We start from the raw sequence: 15,128 nt of genomic DNA on the forward strand, positions 1-15,128 counted from the left end.
GCGCTACCGCAGTCGCTGGACCAGTTCGGCTTCGACATCGCGCAACGGCTGCACCGAGCGCAACGCGCGGGCCTGCAGTAGCGCGCCCTCGATGGCACTGACCGTGAACGAGGCCAGTGCGACGGCGGAATCCATTTGAGTGCCGGTCATCGCCAATGCGGCCGAGACCCGTTCGCGCAGTAGCACAAAGGACCTGGCCGCTGCCGCGGTGATCTCCGGTTCGTCCGGACCTGCCAGGGCGGCCGCGGCGATGGGGCATCCGGTTGCAAAGTCCGTCTTCTCCAGTTCGGCGACCCAATGCGCGAGCATCGCGCTGATCACCTCTGCCGGGGTGTCGGCGGCGGCGGTCAGCCTGTCGATATACGACGCGGTGCTCTCACCCGCCGCCTCTGTCGCCGCCACCATCAGGTCGGTTTTCCCGCCGGGAAAATGCTGATAAATGGAATTGCGTGCTGTGGCACTGCGCCGCAACAGATCTGACAATCCGGTGGCGTGCACGCCGCGTTCCTGCACCATCGCGATCGCATTCGCGATCAATCGATCCCGTGGGCCGGGTGACCTCGTCATTTCTTGGATGTGCCCTTTTCCGCAGAAGCCTTCTTGGCAGGTGCCCTCTTCGCCGGCGCTTTTTTCGCGGCCGCCTTCTTGGCCGGCGCCTTCTTCGCAGGTGTCTCGGCCGACGCTGCGGACTGCCGCTTCTTCACACTCGCCTCCAGCTTGGCCAGCAGGTCGGAGACATCCTCGGTCTCATCGAGCTCGGTGGGCGTCTCGTCGACGGTGAAGGCCTCTCCGCCTTCGAGTTTGGCCTCGACCAGTTCCTTGAGCTGGATCTGGTAGTCGTCGTGGAACTGGTCGGGGTCGAAATCGTCGGCCATCGAATCGACCACCTGCCCAGCCATTTTCAGCTCGGCGGGTTTGATCTCGACCTTGGTGTCGAGTACCGGGAAGTCGGGGTCGCGGATCTCGTCTGGCCACAGCAGCGTGTGAATCACCATCACCTCGCGCTTGCTGAAATCCTTGACCCGCAGCGCCGCCAGCCGAGTCTTGTTCCGCAGCGCGAAGTGCACGATGGCCACCCGGTCGGTCTCCAACAGGGTCTTCGCCAACAGGACGTAGGACTTCGACGATTTCGAGTCCGGCTCCAGGAAGTAGCTGCGGTCATAGAGAATCGGGTCCAACTGGCTTGCCGGGACGAACTCCAGGACCTCGATCTCGCGGCTGCGCTCCTCGGGCATCGTGGCGATGTCCTCGTCGGTGATGATCACCGTCTGCCCGTCATCGGAGTCGTATGCCTTCGCGATATCGCGGTATTCCACCACCTCGCCGCAGACTTCACAGACCCGCTTGTAGCGGATGCGACCGTTGTCCTTGGAATGCACCTGGTGAAACTTGATGTCGTGGTCCTCGGTGGCGCTGTACACCTTGACCGGGACGTTAACCAGCCCGAAGGCGATGGAACCCTTCCAGATGGACCGCATTAAGCCAGTATGGACCAGATGACGGGTCGATCCCGGGTCGTTGGACCGGACGGTGTTGCGTGGACGGTGCGGCGGCGATGGTTTGCCTGGCGACGGGCGCTGGGTTTGCGGGAGGTCTGGTACAGCTCGACGGCGAACTCCGCGACGTCAGATTCCGACAGCGGGAGCGATTCGAAGCCGGACACAGAGCGCGGGAACCCCGTCGCCCGGGCGGCGCTGACGGTCGTCGGCCTGGCGCTGTGGCTGATCATCACCGGGGGCAAAGCGGTGCTGATCGCGATCGCGGTGGTGTTGGTGGTGATCGCCTCGACCGTAGATCTGGCCCTGCAGATTCTGGTGCTGCCGGTGGCGGTGGCGGCCCGGTTGGCGGGGATCGCGCGGTGGCCGGTGCAGGTCGAACGCGACAACCTGCACGTGCGCACCGAGCACGCCCGCACCTACGGCGCGGCCGCCGCCCTGCGTGACGAGCTGGTGGCTCAGATCAGGGCTGGTTCGCCGCCGCTGAATCTGAAGCAACAGCAGCATCCCTCGTAGCGCGGTCCGGCAGCTCGGCACCGGCCTTGGCGACGGTCAGTGCCGAATTGAGGACGGCGGCGTCGAGCACACTGCGCAGGCTCTCGGTGTCGATGCCGTGCAGCGCAGCTCGCCGGTCAGCCCCGAGTAGGTCCAGGGACCACAGTGCGTCGAGCAGCCCCGTCATGAAGGAGTCGCCCGCCCCTACCGTGTCCACGACCTGCACCTTGCGGGCCGAGACCCGGACATCGCCGGCAGCGCAGGTCGCGAAAGCGCCCTCATCGCCCATCGTCACGGCGACGACGGCGGGGCCCATCTGCAGCCAGCGCCCAGCCTGCTCCTCGGGGCTCACGCCCGGGTAGAGCCACTGCAGGTCCTCGTCGCTGGCCTTGACCACATCGCAACGCTCCACGAGCCTTTCGATACGGGTTCGGGCCAGGTCGGCATCTTCGATGAGGGCGGGACGAATGTTCGGGTCGAAGGTGATGGTCGCCGACACCCGGTAGGTGTCCAACAGGGCGGCCACCGCCAGGCAGCCGGGGTCGAGCACCGCCGCGATCGACCCGGTGTGCGCCACCAGTGGCGGGCGCACCTCCGGTGTCCCGGTCAATCGCCAGGCGATATCGAACCGGTAGGTCGCCGCCCCCGAGGCATCCAGCTTCGCCATCGCCACCGGGGTGCGGTCCGCGCTGATGCTGCCCGCGACAAGATGGGCACCCGACGCAGCCACATAATCGGCGATCCGGTGGCCTCGTGCGTCATCGCCGATGTGGGTGAGGAAGTCGACGTCGCGGCCCAGGCGAGCCAGCCCGACGGCGACGTTGAGCGGGCTGCCGCCCACATGCTCGCCGGTGACCGCACCGTCGCGTTCGACGATATCGATGAGCGCTTCGCCGATGACCAACGCGCGTTGTGTCGTGTCTTGAGTGCTCACGGCCGGACCAGCCTCTCCAGTGTGGCGCGGGAACCGTTGCGGTGCAGTGAATCCAATGCCCACAGATAGGCCTCGACGAATCGCGGCTGTTGTGCGAGGTCGCCGAACAGTGCGGTGTTCTCGATGAAGGCCGTGGGGTTGTCCCGTTGCGACTTGGCCAGCGGCACCAGGGAATCGGCGAGGTTGTCCTGTACGTCAATGGGCTCGCCCTGTTCGTCGACGCCCTCGGCGTAACGGGCCCAGCTCGCGACGACGGCTGCCGACAATGCGATGGGTGCGCCGGTCCTCAGGTTCTCCCGGATGACGGGTAGCAGCCACTGCGGGATGCGGTCCGAGGAGCCGAAACAAAGTCGGACGATGGTGTCGCGCACACCGGGATTGGCGAAGCGCTCGATCGCCGTCCGTTTGTAGTCGGGTAGGTCGATGCCGGGCACGGGCTTCAGCGTCGGCGTCGACTCCTCGTCCATGTACCGGAGCAGGAACTCGGCGAACAGCGGGTCGCCTGCGGCGTCGTGCACCAGTCGGTAGCCGGCCAGATAGGCGAAGTAGCACAGCGCCTGATGACCGGCATTGAGCAGTCGCAGTTTCATCAGTTCGTAGGGCATGACGTCGTCGACCACCATGACGCCGACATCCTCGAAGTGCGGCCGTCCGTCGGAGAAGTGGTCTTCGAGAACCCACGCCGTGAACGGTTCGGCCGCGACGGGCCACTGGTCCTCGACGCCGAAGTCGGAGGCCACGGTCTCGATCACCTCGGGTGTGGTGGCCGGGGTGATGCGGTCGACCATGGAATTGGGGAAACGGGTGTGCTCGGTCATCCATTCGGCCAGGCCGGGGTGCGTGCGCTCGGCGTATGCGGTGAAGGCCTTGTGGGCGATGTCGCCGTTGCCTTCGATGTTGTCGCACGACACGATGGTCGGCGACGGCAGACCGCGTTCCTTGCGCCGCGCGAGGGCTGCGGTGACGAGTCCGAATACGCTGTCGGGCCCGGCTTCGTCGATGGTGTAGCCGCCCTCGGTGATGGTCAACGACACGATCCGGGTGCTCGGCGCGGCGATCAACTCGACGACGCCCTCGGGATCGTCGGGCGCAAAACGATATTCGATGATCGATCCGATCACTCGTGCCTCGCGGCCGCCGTCGGCGCGTAGCGCGAGAAGTGTGTACAGGCCGTCCTGCGCGGCCATCACATCGGCCATCCGGCGGTCGGCGGGTAACACTCCGACTCCGCAGATGCCCCAATCGTCGGCATTGCCTGCTGCCAGCAGTCGGTCCACGTACATCGCTTGGTGCGCTCGGTGAAACCCACCGACGCCGAAATGCACTATGCCGACGTTGATTTTGCTGCGGTCATAGGTCGGCTTGACGATCGGGATGTCGGGCAGGGTCTCGCTTGTCAGTTTCATGACGGTGATTCACCGATCTCATCTGTGGGTATCGAAAGTGTTGCGTACGTCACATTTACCATGTTAGCGTGTTGAGCATATACACGCACCCTTGAGCAAATGCTCACGGGGGAGGAAGGCGACGCGGTGTCGATAACCGGTGCGGATGGCGCAGCCAACGGTCAGGCCGTTGGGGCTGTGATGGCTGCTGCCGGATCGGTCGCACCGGCGGGAACCAAGGCCGAGGATCTGCGGTTGGCCCTGCGTGCGGCCACCATGTACTACCTCGACGGCCTCACGCAGGCCGAGATTGCGCAACGCCTCGGGGTTTCCCGGCCGACTGCGGGACGCCTGGTCGCCCGCGCCAAGGCCAACGGTTTGGTCCGCATCGAAGTCGTCGTCCCGCCGGATCTGCGCGATGACCTGCATGCCGAGGAAGAGCGGGCACTTGAGGAGCGGTTCGGCCTGACCGAGGCTGTCGTGGCCGGCCACGGTGTCGATATCGGCGCAGTGGGGCGGCCCGAGGCGTACGCGAGTGTCGGTCGTGCCGCGGCGACTCTGCTGATGCGGCGGCTCGCGCCGGGTGACACCCTCGGATTCACCTGGGGCCCGGAGCAGGTGGCCGTCGCGACTGCCCTGTCGACGGGCGTGGCGGTCTGCCGGGCGGTGGTGCAACTCGACGGCGCCATGTCGACGGCCACGTATCAGACCGGCGCCGACTTCATCCTCAGCCGCTGCGCCGAGGTGTTTCATGCCGATGCGTTGCGACTGCCCGCCCCGCTGTATGCCGACCCTCCGACAGTGATGTCGATGCGCAGTGATTCGGTGATATCGCGAACGCTGGAAGCGGGCCGACACGCGGATGTGATGCTCTTCGGCGTCGGTGCGGTCTCCACGTCCACCACTCTTTTCGAGGGTAGCTTCCTCGACGTTCGGATGCTCGACGAGCTGATCACGCTTGGCGCGGTCGGCGAGATCGGTGGCAGATTCTTTGACGCTGACGGCAATCCGATCGCTACCGAACTGCAGGACCGCACCATATCGGTTGTGCTGGAAGATATTCGGTCCTGCCCGAAGTCAATTCTGGTCAGCAGTGGCGCAGCAAAGCATCACGCCACTCTCGGCGCGTTACGCGGCAAATTTGCCAAGCATCTGATTTGCGATATCGATTGTGCCCGTTGGCTACTGAGCCATTGATAGTTGAGGTGAAGTGAGGTGAAGGTGAAATCACTACAAAGAGGTGCGCGCCGACTGGCCGTATGTCTGGCCGCATCCGGCCTGGTGTTGACGTCCGGCTGCGCGGGCGCGGGCAGTTTGGGGGCCTCGGATAACGAGGTGACCATTGCCCTGGTATCCAACTCGCAGATGACGGACGCACAGAAACTGTCGTCGGAGTTCGAAAAGGACAACCCCGGTACCAAGCTGAAGTTCATCTCGCTGTCGGAGAATCAGGCGCGGGCGAAGATCACCATGTCGGCCGCCATGGGCGGTAGCGAGTTCGACGTCGCCATGATCAGCAATTTCGAGGCACCGCAGTGGGCCAAAGACGGTTGGCTGATGAATCTTTCGGAGTTCGCCAAGAATACCCCCGGGTATGACACCGATGACTTCATTCCGTCGCTGCGGGATTCACTGTCGTATGAGGGCAACATGTACGCCGTCCCGTTCTATGGCGAATCGTCCTTCCTGATGTATCGCAAGGACCTTTTCGAGCAGGCCGGGATCAAGGTCAATCCGGACCCGGCCTACCAGCCCACCTGGCAGGAGGTCGCTGGCTGGGCGAAGCAGTTGAAGACCGACGACCGGGCGGGCATCTGCCTGCGCGGCAAGCCCGGCTGGGGTGAGGTACTCGCGCCACTGGACACGGTGATCAACACCTTCGGCGGCCGCTGGTTCGACGATCAATGGAACGCACAGCTCGACAGCCCCGAGGTGAAGCAGGCCGTCAACTTCTACGTCAACACCATCAAGGAGTCCGGCGAATTGGGCGCCTCCTCAACCGGTTTCCAGGAGTGCGCCAACCTGTTCGGACAGGGTCAGACGGCGATGTGGTATGACGCGACGTCGGCGGTTTCGGTCCTGGAAGACCCCAAGACATATCCGGATCTGGTCGGCAAGATCGGCTACCTGCCCGCGCCGATTGTGGAGAAGCCCAACTCGGGTTGGCTCTACACCTGGGCGCTGGGCATTCCGAAGCACGCCAAGAATCCCGATGGCGCCTGGAAGTTCATCTCGTGGATGACCAGTAAGGACTACATGAAATTGGTGGGCGAGAAGCTGGGCTGGGCGCGCGTCCCACCCGGTAGTCGCACCTCCACGTACACCGATCTTCCGGAGTACGAGGCGATCTCGAAGTCCTATGGCCCGCTGACCCTGCAGTCGATCACCAACGCGACGCCGAATAAGCCGACGGTGCAACCGGTTCCCTACACCGGAGTGCAGTTCGTCGGGATTCCGGAGTTTCAGGATCTGGGCACGCGGGTGAGTCAGCAGATCAGTGCCGCGATCGCCGGGCAGATCTCGGTGGATGACGCATTGGCCCAAGCGCAGCAATATGCCGAGGTCGTCGGCAAGACATACCAGGAGAAGTGATGACGCTTACTGCTGATACAGGAACCCAAGCCGCCGAGACCGAGGTAGCCGAACGGGTCCGCAAGATCCGGGAGGCACAAGACACCGGCGTCAGCCGTGCCGAAGGGTGGCGCAGGCGGGGTCCGCTACTTCCGGCGTTGATCTTCATGATCGCCGTGACACAGGTCCCGTTCCTGTTCACCCTGTACTACTCCACGTTGTCGTGGAACCTGGTCAGGCCGGGGTCGCGGCAGTTCGTGGGATTGAACAACTACGTCGCGGTCGTCAAGGACAGCCAGTTCTGGTCGGTGGCCGGCAACACCGTCATCCTGATTGTCGGGGTGGTGCTGATCTCAGCAGTGCTCGGCCTGGGTATCGCCTTGCTGTTGGATCGCGCGTTCCTTGGACGCGGGGTGGTCCGGACACTGTTGATCACACCGTTCCTGATCACTCCCGTTGCGGGCGCACTGATTTGGAAGACCACGATTCTCGATCCCACCAACGGCATCTTGAACTGGGTGCTCTCCCTGGTGGGCCTTGGTCCGGTCGACTGGATCGGCCAGTTCCCGCTGACCATGGTGATGGTCGAATTGATCTGGCAGTGGACACCTTTCATGATGTTGCTGATCCTGGCCGGTCTGACGTCAATGCCTCGCGACCAACTCGAGGCGGGTCGGGTGGACGGGGCCGGCGCGCTCCAGCTCTTCCGGGAGCTGACCCTGCCGCACCTGCGCCGCTTCATCGAACTCGGCGTGGTCCTCGGTGCGGTCTATCTGGTCAACACCTTCGACGCCATCTTCATGATGACCCAAGGTGGACCGGGCGTCGCCAGCGCGAACCTGCCGTTCTACATCTACCAGCGCGCGTTCCTCGGTTTCGATATGGGCCAGGCCGCCGCCATGGGCGTGGTGGTCGTCATCTTCACGATGATCATCGCCAGCTTTGCGCTCCGATTGATCTTCAAATCATTCTCCGGCAAGGAAGAGGCGGCCTGACATGACCACTACTGCTACCGAAAAGGCCTCCGCAACAGCGGCTCCGGAAACTCCTCGAAAAAAGAAGTCCAAGAAGTTCAGCCCGTGGGCAGTCGTGGCCTGGCTCGTCGGGATCGGCTTCTTCTTCCCGGTGTTCTGGATGGTCCTGACGTCGTTCAAACAGGAGAGCGCCGCGGCGACCAATCCGCCGACGCTGTTCTTCACCCCGACCCTGGACCAGTACGCGGCGGTCTTCGATCAGGGCATCGGGGTGGCGATGCTGAACTCGGTATTCGCCACCGGCATGTCGACAATCCTGGTGCTGCTTCTGGGTGTGCCCGCCGCCTTCGCGTTGTCGTTGCGGCCGGTCCGCAAGACCTCGGATGCGCTGTTCTTCTTCATGAGCACCAAGATGCTGCCCGTCGTCGCGGCGATCCTGCCGCTGTATGTGATCGTGTCCAATACCGGTCTGCTGGACAATATCTGGGCCCTGGTCATCCTCTACACCTCGATGAACCTGCCGATCGCGGTCTGGATGATGCGCTCGTTCTTCCTCGAAGTGCCGGGTGAACTCCTCGAAGCCGCCAGCCTCGACGGTGCGAGCCTGTGGCGATCGGTGCGAGAGGTGATCCTGCCTTTGGTCTCACCCGGTATCGCGGCAACGGCGCTGATCTGCGTGATCTTCGCCTGGAACGAGTTCTTCCTCGCGGTGAACCTGACCGCGGTGAATGCCCAGACCATGCCGGTCTACCTGGTCGGTTTCATCGCCGGTGAGGGTCAGTACTGGGCCGTGCTGTCGGCGGCCGCAACCATGGCCGCGCTCCCGGTGATCCTGTGCGGTTGGTTCGCGCAGAACAAGCTGGTACGCGGACTTTCCTTCGGCGCCATCAAATAACGTCCCCCACTTCTACGAACAGAGAGCACAGACATGGCATCGATCACCTACAAGAACGCCTCCTGCATCTACGAGGGGTCGGACAAGCTTGCCGTCGACAACCTCAACCTGGATATCCAGGATGGCGAATTCGTCGTCCTGGTCGGCCCTTCCGGTTCCGGTAAGAGCACCGCCCTGCGCATGCTGGCCGGCCTCGAGGACATTGACGAGGGCGCCATCGAGATCGGTGGCAAGGATATGACGGGCGTGCCGTCCAAGGACCGGGATATCGCGATGGTGTTCCAGAACTACGCGCTGTATCCCAACAAGACGGTCGCCGAGAACATGGGCTTCGCACTCAAGCTGCGGGGCGTGTCGGCCGAAGAGCGGCGCAAGAAGGTCGAGGAGGCCGCCAAGGTGCTCGACCTGACCGAGCACCTGGATCGCAAGCCGGCCAAGCTCTCGGGCGGTCAGCGTCAGCGCGTCGCGATGGGTCGCGCCATTGTCCGTGAGCCGCAGGTGTTCTGCATGGACGAGCCGCTGAGCAACCTGGATGCCAAACTGCGTGTGCAGACCCGCACCCAGATTGCCGCACTGCAGCGTCGGCTGGGCACCACCACGGTCTACGTCACGCACGACCAGGTCGAGGCCATGACGATGGGCGACCGGGTGGCGGTCCTGCGCTTCGGGAAGCTGCAGCAGTTCGCGGCTCCGAATGAGCTCTACGATCGCCCGGCGAATGCTTTCGTCGCCGGTTTCATCGGTTCGCCCGCGATGAACCTGTTCACCGCGGCCGTCACCGATAGCGGTGTTCGGGTCGGCGACTCGGTGTTCGAGCTTGAGCGAGACCAGATTTCACTCCTCTCGGGAGCGGGGCTCAAGGAGGTGACCGTCGGGATCCGACCTGAGCAACTCGAAGTGACCGAATCCGGCGGCGTGGAGGTCGTCGTCGACCTCGTCGAAGATCTCGGCAGTGAGGCGTATGTCTACACGCACGCAGGCTCGGGTTCGGGCGGTGTCGAATTGGTGGCCCGTTGTAACCCGCGCACGGCACCGAGGTTGGCCGATACGGTGCGGTTGCGCAGGCATCCGGAAGGTGCGGTGCACCTGTTCCACCCGGAAACTGGCGAGCGTCTCAACTAGCGTGCCTCCACCGGAGCTGCGGCTCCGCGCGCCGACGCCGGAACTTCTCGGGTTGCCTTGGGATCGACCGCTTTCGGAGTGGGTGGTGCCGGAGGTCCCGCTCCGCGATATCGCGGTGGGGATGAGCAGGCACCTGGTTAAATTCGTCGACGCCGATGGCCACCTGTGGGCGGTCAAGGACATGCCGCCGCGGATCGCGATCAAGGAGTACAACGTACTGCGGCAGCTCGAGGAGATGGGGCTGCCCGCGGTCCGTCCGGCGGGGCTGGTGCTGCAACCTGAGTTCGAAACCGCGATCCTGGTCACCCGCTACCTGGAGGGGTCGTGGCAGTACCGCAGGTTGTTCATGCGGCTGCCAACAGACCAGCCGCGGCATCGGGCGCGGTTACTCGACGCGATGGCGGGGCTGTTGGTGGAATTGCACCGGCACGGGGTGTTCTGGGGAGACTGTTCCCTGGCCAACACGCTGTTCTCGCGGGACGGTCAGCTGCTGCAGGCCTGGTTGGTGGATGCCGAGACCTCGGAGGTGCACCCGTCGTTGAGCCGTGGCCAGCGCAACCATGACCTCCAGATTCTGGTGGAAAACGTCGCAGAGGGTCTGGTCGATCTGGCCGAGCGGTTGGGTACACCGGAGTCGTTGCAGGACACACTGATTGCCGAAGCGCAGCAGGTTCAGGCCCGTTACGACACACTGTGGGATCTTCTGCACGCCGAGCCGGTGTTCGGATTCACCGACCGGTACCGCGTCGAAGGGACCATCCGGCGCCTCAACGAGCTCGGCTTCGCCGTGGATGAACTGTCATTGGCCCCGGATAGCACCGACCCGAGCCGGTTGCGGGTGCGGGTCGCCGTCGGCGATCGGCGTTACCACGCACAGCATCTGCAAGAACTGACCGGTTTGGATGTGGGGGAGGGGCAGGCGGCCATCCTGCTGGGTGATGTGGCGGCCTACCAGGCGCAGTTGTGTCGCGAGAGCGGCCACGATGTCGACGAATCGACCGCTGCCCGGCTGTGGGTCATCGAAGTGCTGACACCGTATGAGCAATTGGCGCACGAGGCGGTGGGCTACACGGGTACCGCCATCCAGGCGTACTGCGATCTTCTCGAAGTGCGCTGGCTGCTCAGCGAAAAGGCCGGTCGCGATGTCGGGACCAATAAGGCCCTGGCCGCGTTGGCCGGTGACGTCATCCCCACCGATTCGGCGGCGAAGATGGCGATCGCCGAGGTGCCCACCGCACCGTTCGCGGTGCTGCGAGACGACGACCAGGTTTAGTTCGCTGGGAGTGCCTCACCGGAACCCGTGCCCACCGGCACCTCCGGATTGGCGCCGGGATTTCCGTCGTGAGTGAAGACCTGCGTGGGTGCGACGCGGCAGTTGCTGTCCATCGGTGTCTGATCGCCCGAGCAGTACGGCACGTGGTCGTCCGGTTCGGCCGCAACCGGCGCGGCGCACACGATTGCCGCCGTCGCGCCTAGTGCGGCGAGTACCGCAGCCAACCGGGTCATCTACACAGGTTAACGCTGCGAAGCGGGTATATGTGAACCCATGGAGCGCTTCGATCGGATTCGGCTGACCAATGCCGACAAGGTGCTCTACCCCGCCACGGGCACCACGAAGGCGGAGGTCTTCGACTATTACGTCGCGATCGCCCATGCCATGCTGCCGCATATCGCCGGTCGACCGGTCACCCGCAAACGCTGGCCGAACGGTGTCGGGCAGCCGGAATTCTTCGAAAAGCAACTGGCCTCGTCGGCGCCGGAGTGGTTACACCGCGGTTCCGTCACGCATAAATCGGGCACCACGACCTACCCGATCATCGACACGGCTGAGGGGTTGGCCTGGATTGCCCAGCAGGCATCTCTTGAGGTGCACGTACCGCAGTGGCGGTTCGTCAACTCAGAGCCCGGCCCGGCGACTCGCATCGTGTTCGACTTGGATCCCGGCGACGACGTCACCTTCCGTCAACTCTGCGAGGTCGCGCACGAGGTACGCGACATCATCGCCGATATCGGTCTGACCACGTACCCGTTGACCAGTGGCAGCAAGGGCCTGCACCTCTACGTTCCGCTGGCCGAGCCGGTGAGTTCCCGGGGGGCGTCCGTATTGGCCAAGCGGATCGCGGTGCAACTGGAAAAGACGATGCCGAAACAGGTCACCGCGACGATGACCAAAAGTCTGCGCACCGGAAAGGTCTTCCTCGACTGGAGCCAAAACAGTGCGGCGAAGACGACGATCGCGCCGTATTCGATGCGCGGCCGCGACGAGCCGACTGTCGCAGCGCCGCGCACCTGGGAGGAGATCGCAGATCCCGATCTGCGGCATCTGCGCTTCGGCGAAGTGCTGGAGCGGGTGGCCCGCGACGGTGACCTGTTGGCCGGGCTCGATGAGGTGATTCCGGTGGCGAGCCAATCGGATAAGTTGAGCACCTACCGCAGCATGCGCGACTCCTCGAAAACGCCGGAGCCGGTGCCGAGATCCAAACCCGCTGTCGGTCAAGATAATACGTTCGTCATCCAAGAACACCACGCCCGGCGACTGCACTACGACTTTCGGTTGGAACGCGATGGTGTGCTGGTGTCATGGGCAATACCGAAGAACCTGCCGGACACCCCGTCGGTCAACCACCTGGCCGTGCACACCGAGGACCATCCGCTGGAATACGGCACCTTCGAAGGCGATATCCCGCGGGGTGAGTACGGCGGCGGGAAGGTAATCATCTGGGACGCCGGTACCTACGAGGCGGAGAAGTTCCGGGACCCACCGCAGAAGGGGCAGAAGGGGGAGGTCATCGTCACGCTGCACGGCGAAAAGATCTCTGGCCGCTATGCGCTGATCCAAACCGACGGTAAGAACTGGTTGGCGCACCGCACCAAAGAGCAGCCGGAGCCCACCCCCGCTGATCTGGCACCGATGCTGGCCACGCACGGGTCGGTGGCGAAACTGACTGCGGCGCAATGGGCATTCGAAGGTAAGTGGGACGGCTACCGGGTGATCTTCGATGCCGACCACGGCCGGGTCACTCTGCACACCCGCAGCGGTCGTGACGTCACCGGTGAGTACCCCCAATTGGAATCGGTGGCCGCGGATCTGGCGAACCATCACGTGCTGCTCGACGGTGAGATGGTGGCGTTGAACGACTCAGGCGTGCCGAGCTTCGGGGAGATGCAAAACCGGGTGCGATCCACCCGCGTCGAGTTCTGGGCATTCGATCTGTTGTCGATCGACGGCAGGTCGCTGACGAAGGTGAAGTACCGAGACCGTCGGCGACTGCTCGAAACGCTGGCCGAGGGAACGAGTCTCATTGTTCCTGCGCAGCTGCCTGGCAGCGGTGCCGAGGCGCTTGAGTACTCACGTTCTCGGCGCTGGGAAGGGGTGGTCGCCAAGAAGTGGGACTCCACCTATCAGCCGGGCCGGCGATCGGCGGCGTGGATCAAGGACAAAAACTGGAATACCCAAGAGTTCGTGATCGGGGGGTGGCGCAAAGGCGAAGGTGGCCGGTCCAGCGGAATCGGCGCGCTGATGATGGGCATCCCCGGTCCGGACGGTCTGGACTTTGTCGGCCGGGTCGGCACCGGCTTCAGTGAGAAAGAACTGACCAAGCTCAAGGGGCTGCTCGCGCCACTGGAGACGGACGAATCACCTTTTGCGGCCCGGCTTTCCGCGTTGGACTCCCGAGGGGTGACCTATGTGCGGCCCGAACTGGTCGGCGAGGCACGCTTCAGCGAGTGGACATCCGACGGCCGGTTGCGTCAGCCGAGCTGGCGCGGGTTGCGGCCGGATAAATCGCCCGACGAGGTGGTGCGGGAATCCTAGAGATGGTCGGAAGTGCTCGTCTGTTCCATCCAATCCCACAGTGCCCGCTCGCGATCGGTGTCATACGACTCGGCGGAAGATGCCGTGGACCGGGTCCGGTGCCCCTGACGCCCCGGACGAATACTGCAAGCTTCGAATATCGCCTGTTGGAGGAGCCGACCTCAGTTGGTGGTCGCCTGCTGTGGTTGGAAGGGTGTGTACCACCACCATTGGGCGCGTTCTCCGGTAGGTCCGGGGCATGGTGGGACGTCGGGTGGGGGTGTGGTGGGGGGTCGGGCCAGGGAGCCGGGCTCGAGGGTGCGCCCGTCGCTGTCGGTGACGGTGAGGCGGTCGGCGGGACCGGTGATGGTGATGGCGCCTCGGTGGTGCTGCCGGTGATGAAACGGGCAGACCAACACCAGGTTGGCCAGGTCGGTGGGGCCGCCGTCTTCCCAGTGGATGATGTGGTGTGCGTGCAGACCGCGGGTGGCCCCGCAGCCGGGCACCACGCAGCAGTGGTCGCGGTGTTCCAGGGCGCGACGTAGTCGGCGGCTGATGGTCCGGGTCTCCCGCCCGGATCCGATCACCTGGCCGGCACGTTCGAACCATACTTCGCACGTCGCATCGCACAGTAGGTAGCGGCGGTCGTCGTCGGACAGCAACGGCCCCAAATGTAGTGAGGCGATGCGTGCTTCGACGTCAACGTGCGCGACGACGGTGGTGCGCTGCCCGTGCGGTCGGGCTGCGACGTCGGTGTCCCACCCGGCCTGGATCAGACTCATGAACCCGTCCACGGCGTTGGGGAATGGTGGGGTGTGCTCGGACACGGTGTCGGCGTGGTCGCGTTTCCACTCGGCGACCACCCTGTCCTGATGGGACTGCAGCGCGGCGTCGAACACCGCTGCTTCGTCATGCGGCAGGGTGATGTGCCACGTGGCGGACTGCTCGTCGGAGGTTGTGGTGATCGACCGTGGCGGTTCCGGGCGCAACTCCGCCTCCACCTCCGGCTCGGGTGTGGGTTCTGGCTGCGGTGGGGGTTCGAGTGTGACGGCGGTGCGCAGTTGGCTGACGGTGGCGCTCTGCGCCAACTGTGCGTAGTGCTCATCGGAGCCGTCGGCAGCCTTCTGGGCGATGACCCCGACCTGATCGAGGGAGAATCGGCCCTCGCGCATCCCGGCCGCGCACCGCGGGAACTGCGGCAACCGGTGGGCGATGGTGGCGATCGCGCCGGCATTGGCCGATGACAGGCCCAGCTTCCACGCCACCAACCCCTGCACCGATCGCGCCCCGGTGTTACCCCATAATCCGTCGTGGTCGATTTCGGCGACGATCTCCACGATGCGCCCGTCAATGGCATTGCGCTGACCGCTCAGCTCCGCGAGCTGTTCGAACAACACCTCCAGCCGCTCCTTGGGACTGAGCTCAGTCACCAAAGATGTTGCGGTCGAAGACATGACACCATC

Annotated in this window: 14 protein-coding genes; 8 read left to right on the forward strand and 6 right to left on the reverse strand. The window is 64.3% G+C overall.

What is annotated here, in order from left to right; all coding sequences use genetic code 11:
- Positions 1-3: 3 nt before the first annotated feature.
- On the reverse strand, positions 4-567 hold the full coding sequence (locus ADBZ9O_RS08295) for a TetR/AcrR family transcriptional regulator (protein ID WP_526530138.1): 564 nt from the start codon (positions 565-567) through the stop codon (positions 4-6).
- Complete coding sequence (gene ku, locus ADBZ9O_RS08300; RefSeq protein ID WP_526530140.1) at positions 564-1,478, reverse strand: non-homologous end joining protein Ku; 915 nt, start codon at positions 1,476-1,478, stop codon at positions 564-566. The genes ADBZ9O_RS08295 and ku overlap by 4 nt, the downstream gene beginning before the upstream one ends.
- A gap of 18 nt (positions 1,479-1,496) precedes the next feature.
- On the opposite strand from ku, the gene ADBZ9O_RS08305 reads away from it, so the two are divergent.
- Positions 1,497-2,012, forward strand: a complete 516-nt coding sequence (locus tag ADBZ9O_RS08305; protein ID WP_526530142.1) for a hypothetical protein — start codon at positions 1,497-1,499, stop codon at positions 2,010-2,012.
- Here ADBZ9O_RS08305 and ADBZ9O_RS08310 read toward each other — a convergent pair.
- Both ADBZ9O_RS08310 and ADBZ9O_RS08315 read right to left on the reverse strand, forming a co-directional pair.
- Positions 1,960-2,925, reverse strand: a complete 966-nt coding sequence (locus tag ADBZ9O_RS08310; RefSeq protein WP_526530144.1) for a carbohydrate kinase family protein — start codon at positions 2,923-2,925, stop codon at positions 1,960-1,962. The two genes, ADBZ9O_RS08305 and ADBZ9O_RS08310, sit on opposite strands and share 53 nt — an antisense overlap.
- Positions 2,922-4,331, reverse strand: coding sequence for a mannitol dehydrogenase family protein (locus ADBZ9O_RS08315; RefSeq protein WP_526530147.1), 1,410 nt, complete (start codon positions 4,329-4,331; stop codon positions 2,922-2,924). Before ADBZ9O_RS08315 ends, ADBZ9O_RS08310 begins: the two co-directional genes overlap by 4 nt.
- Before the next feature lie 180 nt (positions 4,332-4,511).
- On the opposite strand from ADBZ9O_RS08315, the gene ADBZ9O_RS08320 reads away from it, so the two are divergent.
- From ADBZ9O_RS08320 to ADBZ9O_RS08345, 6 genes are read left to right on the forward strand one after another with little or no spacing between them, the layout of a single operon-like run.
- Positions 4,512-5,507 carry a sugar-binding transcriptional regulator gene (locus ADBZ9O_RS08320; RefSeq protein WP_526532963.1) on the forward strand — a complete coding sequence of 332 codons (996 nt, stop codon included), beginning with the start codon at positions 4,512-4,514 and terminating at the stop codon, positions 5,505-5,507.
- A gap of 24 nt (positions 5,508-5,531) precedes the next feature.
- Entirely contained in the window at positions 5,532-6,902 is a 1,371-nt protein-coding gene (locus ADBZ9O_RS08325) for an ABC transporter substrate-binding protein (protein ID WP_526532965.1), read from the forward strand.
- Positions 6,902-7,876, forward strand: a complete 975-nt coding sequence (locus ADBZ9O_RS08330; protein ID WP_526530149.1) for a carbohydrate ABC transporter permease — start codon at positions 6,902-6,904, stop codon at positions 7,874-7,876. The genes ADBZ9O_RS08325 and ADBZ9O_RS08330 overlap by 1 nt, the downstream gene beginning before the upstream one ends.
- A 1-nt stretch (position 7,877) precedes the next feature.
- The gene (locus ADBZ9O_RS08335; RefSeq protein WP_526530151.1) at positions 7,878-8,750 is read left to right on the forward strand and encodes a carbohydrate ABC transporter permease; all 873 of its coding nucleotides are present in this window, start codon (positions 7,878-7,880) and stop codon (positions 8,748-8,750) included.
- Between the two features lie 33 nt (positions 8,751-8,783).
- Positions 8,784-9,872: an ABC transporter ATP-binding protein gene (locus tag ADBZ9O_RS08340; protein ID WP_526530153.1), complete on the forward strand. Its 1,089-nt coding sequence runs from the start codon at positions 8,784-8,786 to the stop codon at positions 9,870-9,872.
- Position 9,873: 1 nt separating this feature from the next.
- The gene (locus tag ADBZ9O_RS08345) at positions 9,874-11,145 is read left to right on the forward strand and encodes a DUF4032 domain-containing protein (RefSeq protein WP_526530155.1); all 1,272 of its coding nucleotides are present in this window, start codon (positions 9,874-9,876) and stop codon (positions 11,143-11,145) included.
- On the opposite strand, the gene ADBZ9O_RS08350 is transcribed toward ADBZ9O_RS08345, so the two are convergent.
- Positions 11,142-11,378 (reverse strand): hypothetical protein, encoded by a 237-nt coding sequence (locus ADBZ9O_RS08350; protein WP_526530157.1) that lies wholly within the window; start codon positions 11,376-11,378, stop codon positions 11,142-11,144. The genes ADBZ9O_RS08345 and ADBZ9O_RS08350 overlap by 4 nt on opposite strands.
- A gap of 40 nt (positions 11,379-11,418) precedes the next feature.
- Here ADBZ9O_RS08350 and ADBZ9O_RS08355 point away from each other — a divergent pair, with 40 nt between their 5' ends.
- Complete coding sequence (locus tag ADBZ9O_RS08355) at positions 11,419-13,686, forward strand: ATP-dependent DNA ligase (protein ID WP_526530159.1); 2,268 nt, start codon at positions 11,419-11,421, stop codon at positions 13,684-13,686.
- 161 nt (positions 13,687-13,847) lie between these two features.
- On the opposite strand, the gene ADBZ9O_RS08360 is transcribed toward ADBZ9O_RS08355, so the two are convergent.
- Positions 13,848-15,119, reverse strand: coding sequence for an HNH endonuclease signature motif containing protein (locus ADBZ9O_RS08360; protein WP_526530161.1), 1,272 nt, complete (start codon positions 15,117-15,119; stop codon positions 13,848-13,850).
- Between the last annotated feature and the right edge of the window lie 9 nt (positions 15,120-15,128).

It is taken from the genome of Mycobacterium sp., assembly GCF_965229105.1.
In the GTDB taxonomy this organism is placed as follows: Bacteria; Actinomycetota; Actinomycetes; order Mycobacteriales; family Mycobacteriaceae; genus Mycobacterium.

What these genes read in the sequence shown, in the direction of transcription:
- ku (WP_526530140.1), bottom strand. Translation starts at nt 1,478, where the DNA reads ATGCGGTCCATCTGGAAGGGTTCCATCGCCTTCGGGCTGGTTAACGTC.
- ADBZ9O_RS08305 (WP_526530142.1), top strand. Translation starts at nt 1,497, where the DNA reads ATGACGGGTCGATCCCGGGTCGTTGGACCGGACGGTGTTGCGTGGACG.
- ADBZ9O_RS08315 (WP_526530147.1), bottom strand. Translation starts at nt 4,331, where the DNA reads ATGAAACTGACAAGCGAGACCCTGCCCGACATCCCGATCGTCAAGCCG.
- ADBZ9O_RS08340 (WP_526530153.1), top strand. Translation starts at nt 8,784, where the DNA reads ATGGCATCGATCACCTACAAGAACGCCTCCTGCATCTACGAGGGGTCG.
- ADBZ9O_RS08360 (WP_526530161.1), bottom strand. Translation starts at nt 15,119, where the DNA reads ATGTCTTCGACCGCAACATCTTTGGTGACTGAGCTCAGTCCCAAGGAG.
- ADBZ9O_RS08350 (WP_526530157.1), bottom strand. Translation starts at nt 11,378, where the DNA reads ATGACCCGGTTGGCTGCGGTACTCGCCGCACTAGGCGCGACGGCGGCA.
- ADBZ9O_RS08335 (WP_526530151.1), top strand. Translation starts at nt 7,878, where the DNA reads ATGACCACTACTGCTACCGAAAAGGCCTCCGCAACAGCGGCTCCGGAA.
- ADBZ9O_RS08355 (WP_526530159.1), top strand. Translation starts at nt 11,419, where the DNA reads ATGGAGCGCTTCGATCGGATTCGGCTGACCAATGCCGACAAGGTGCTC.
- ADBZ9O_RS08295 (WP_526530138.1), bottom strand. Translation starts at nt 567, where the DNA reads ATGACGAGGTCACCCGGCCCACGGGATCGATTGATCGCGAATGCGATC.
- ADBZ9O_RS08320 (WP_526532963.1), top strand. Translation starts at nt 4,512, where the DNA reads ATGGCTGCTGCCGGATCGGTCGCACCGGCGGGAACCAAGGCCGAGGAT.
- ADBZ9O_RS08330 (WP_526530149.1), top strand. Translation starts at nt 6,902, where the DNA reads ATGACGCTTACTGCTGATACAGGAACCCAAGCCGCCGAGACCGAGGTA.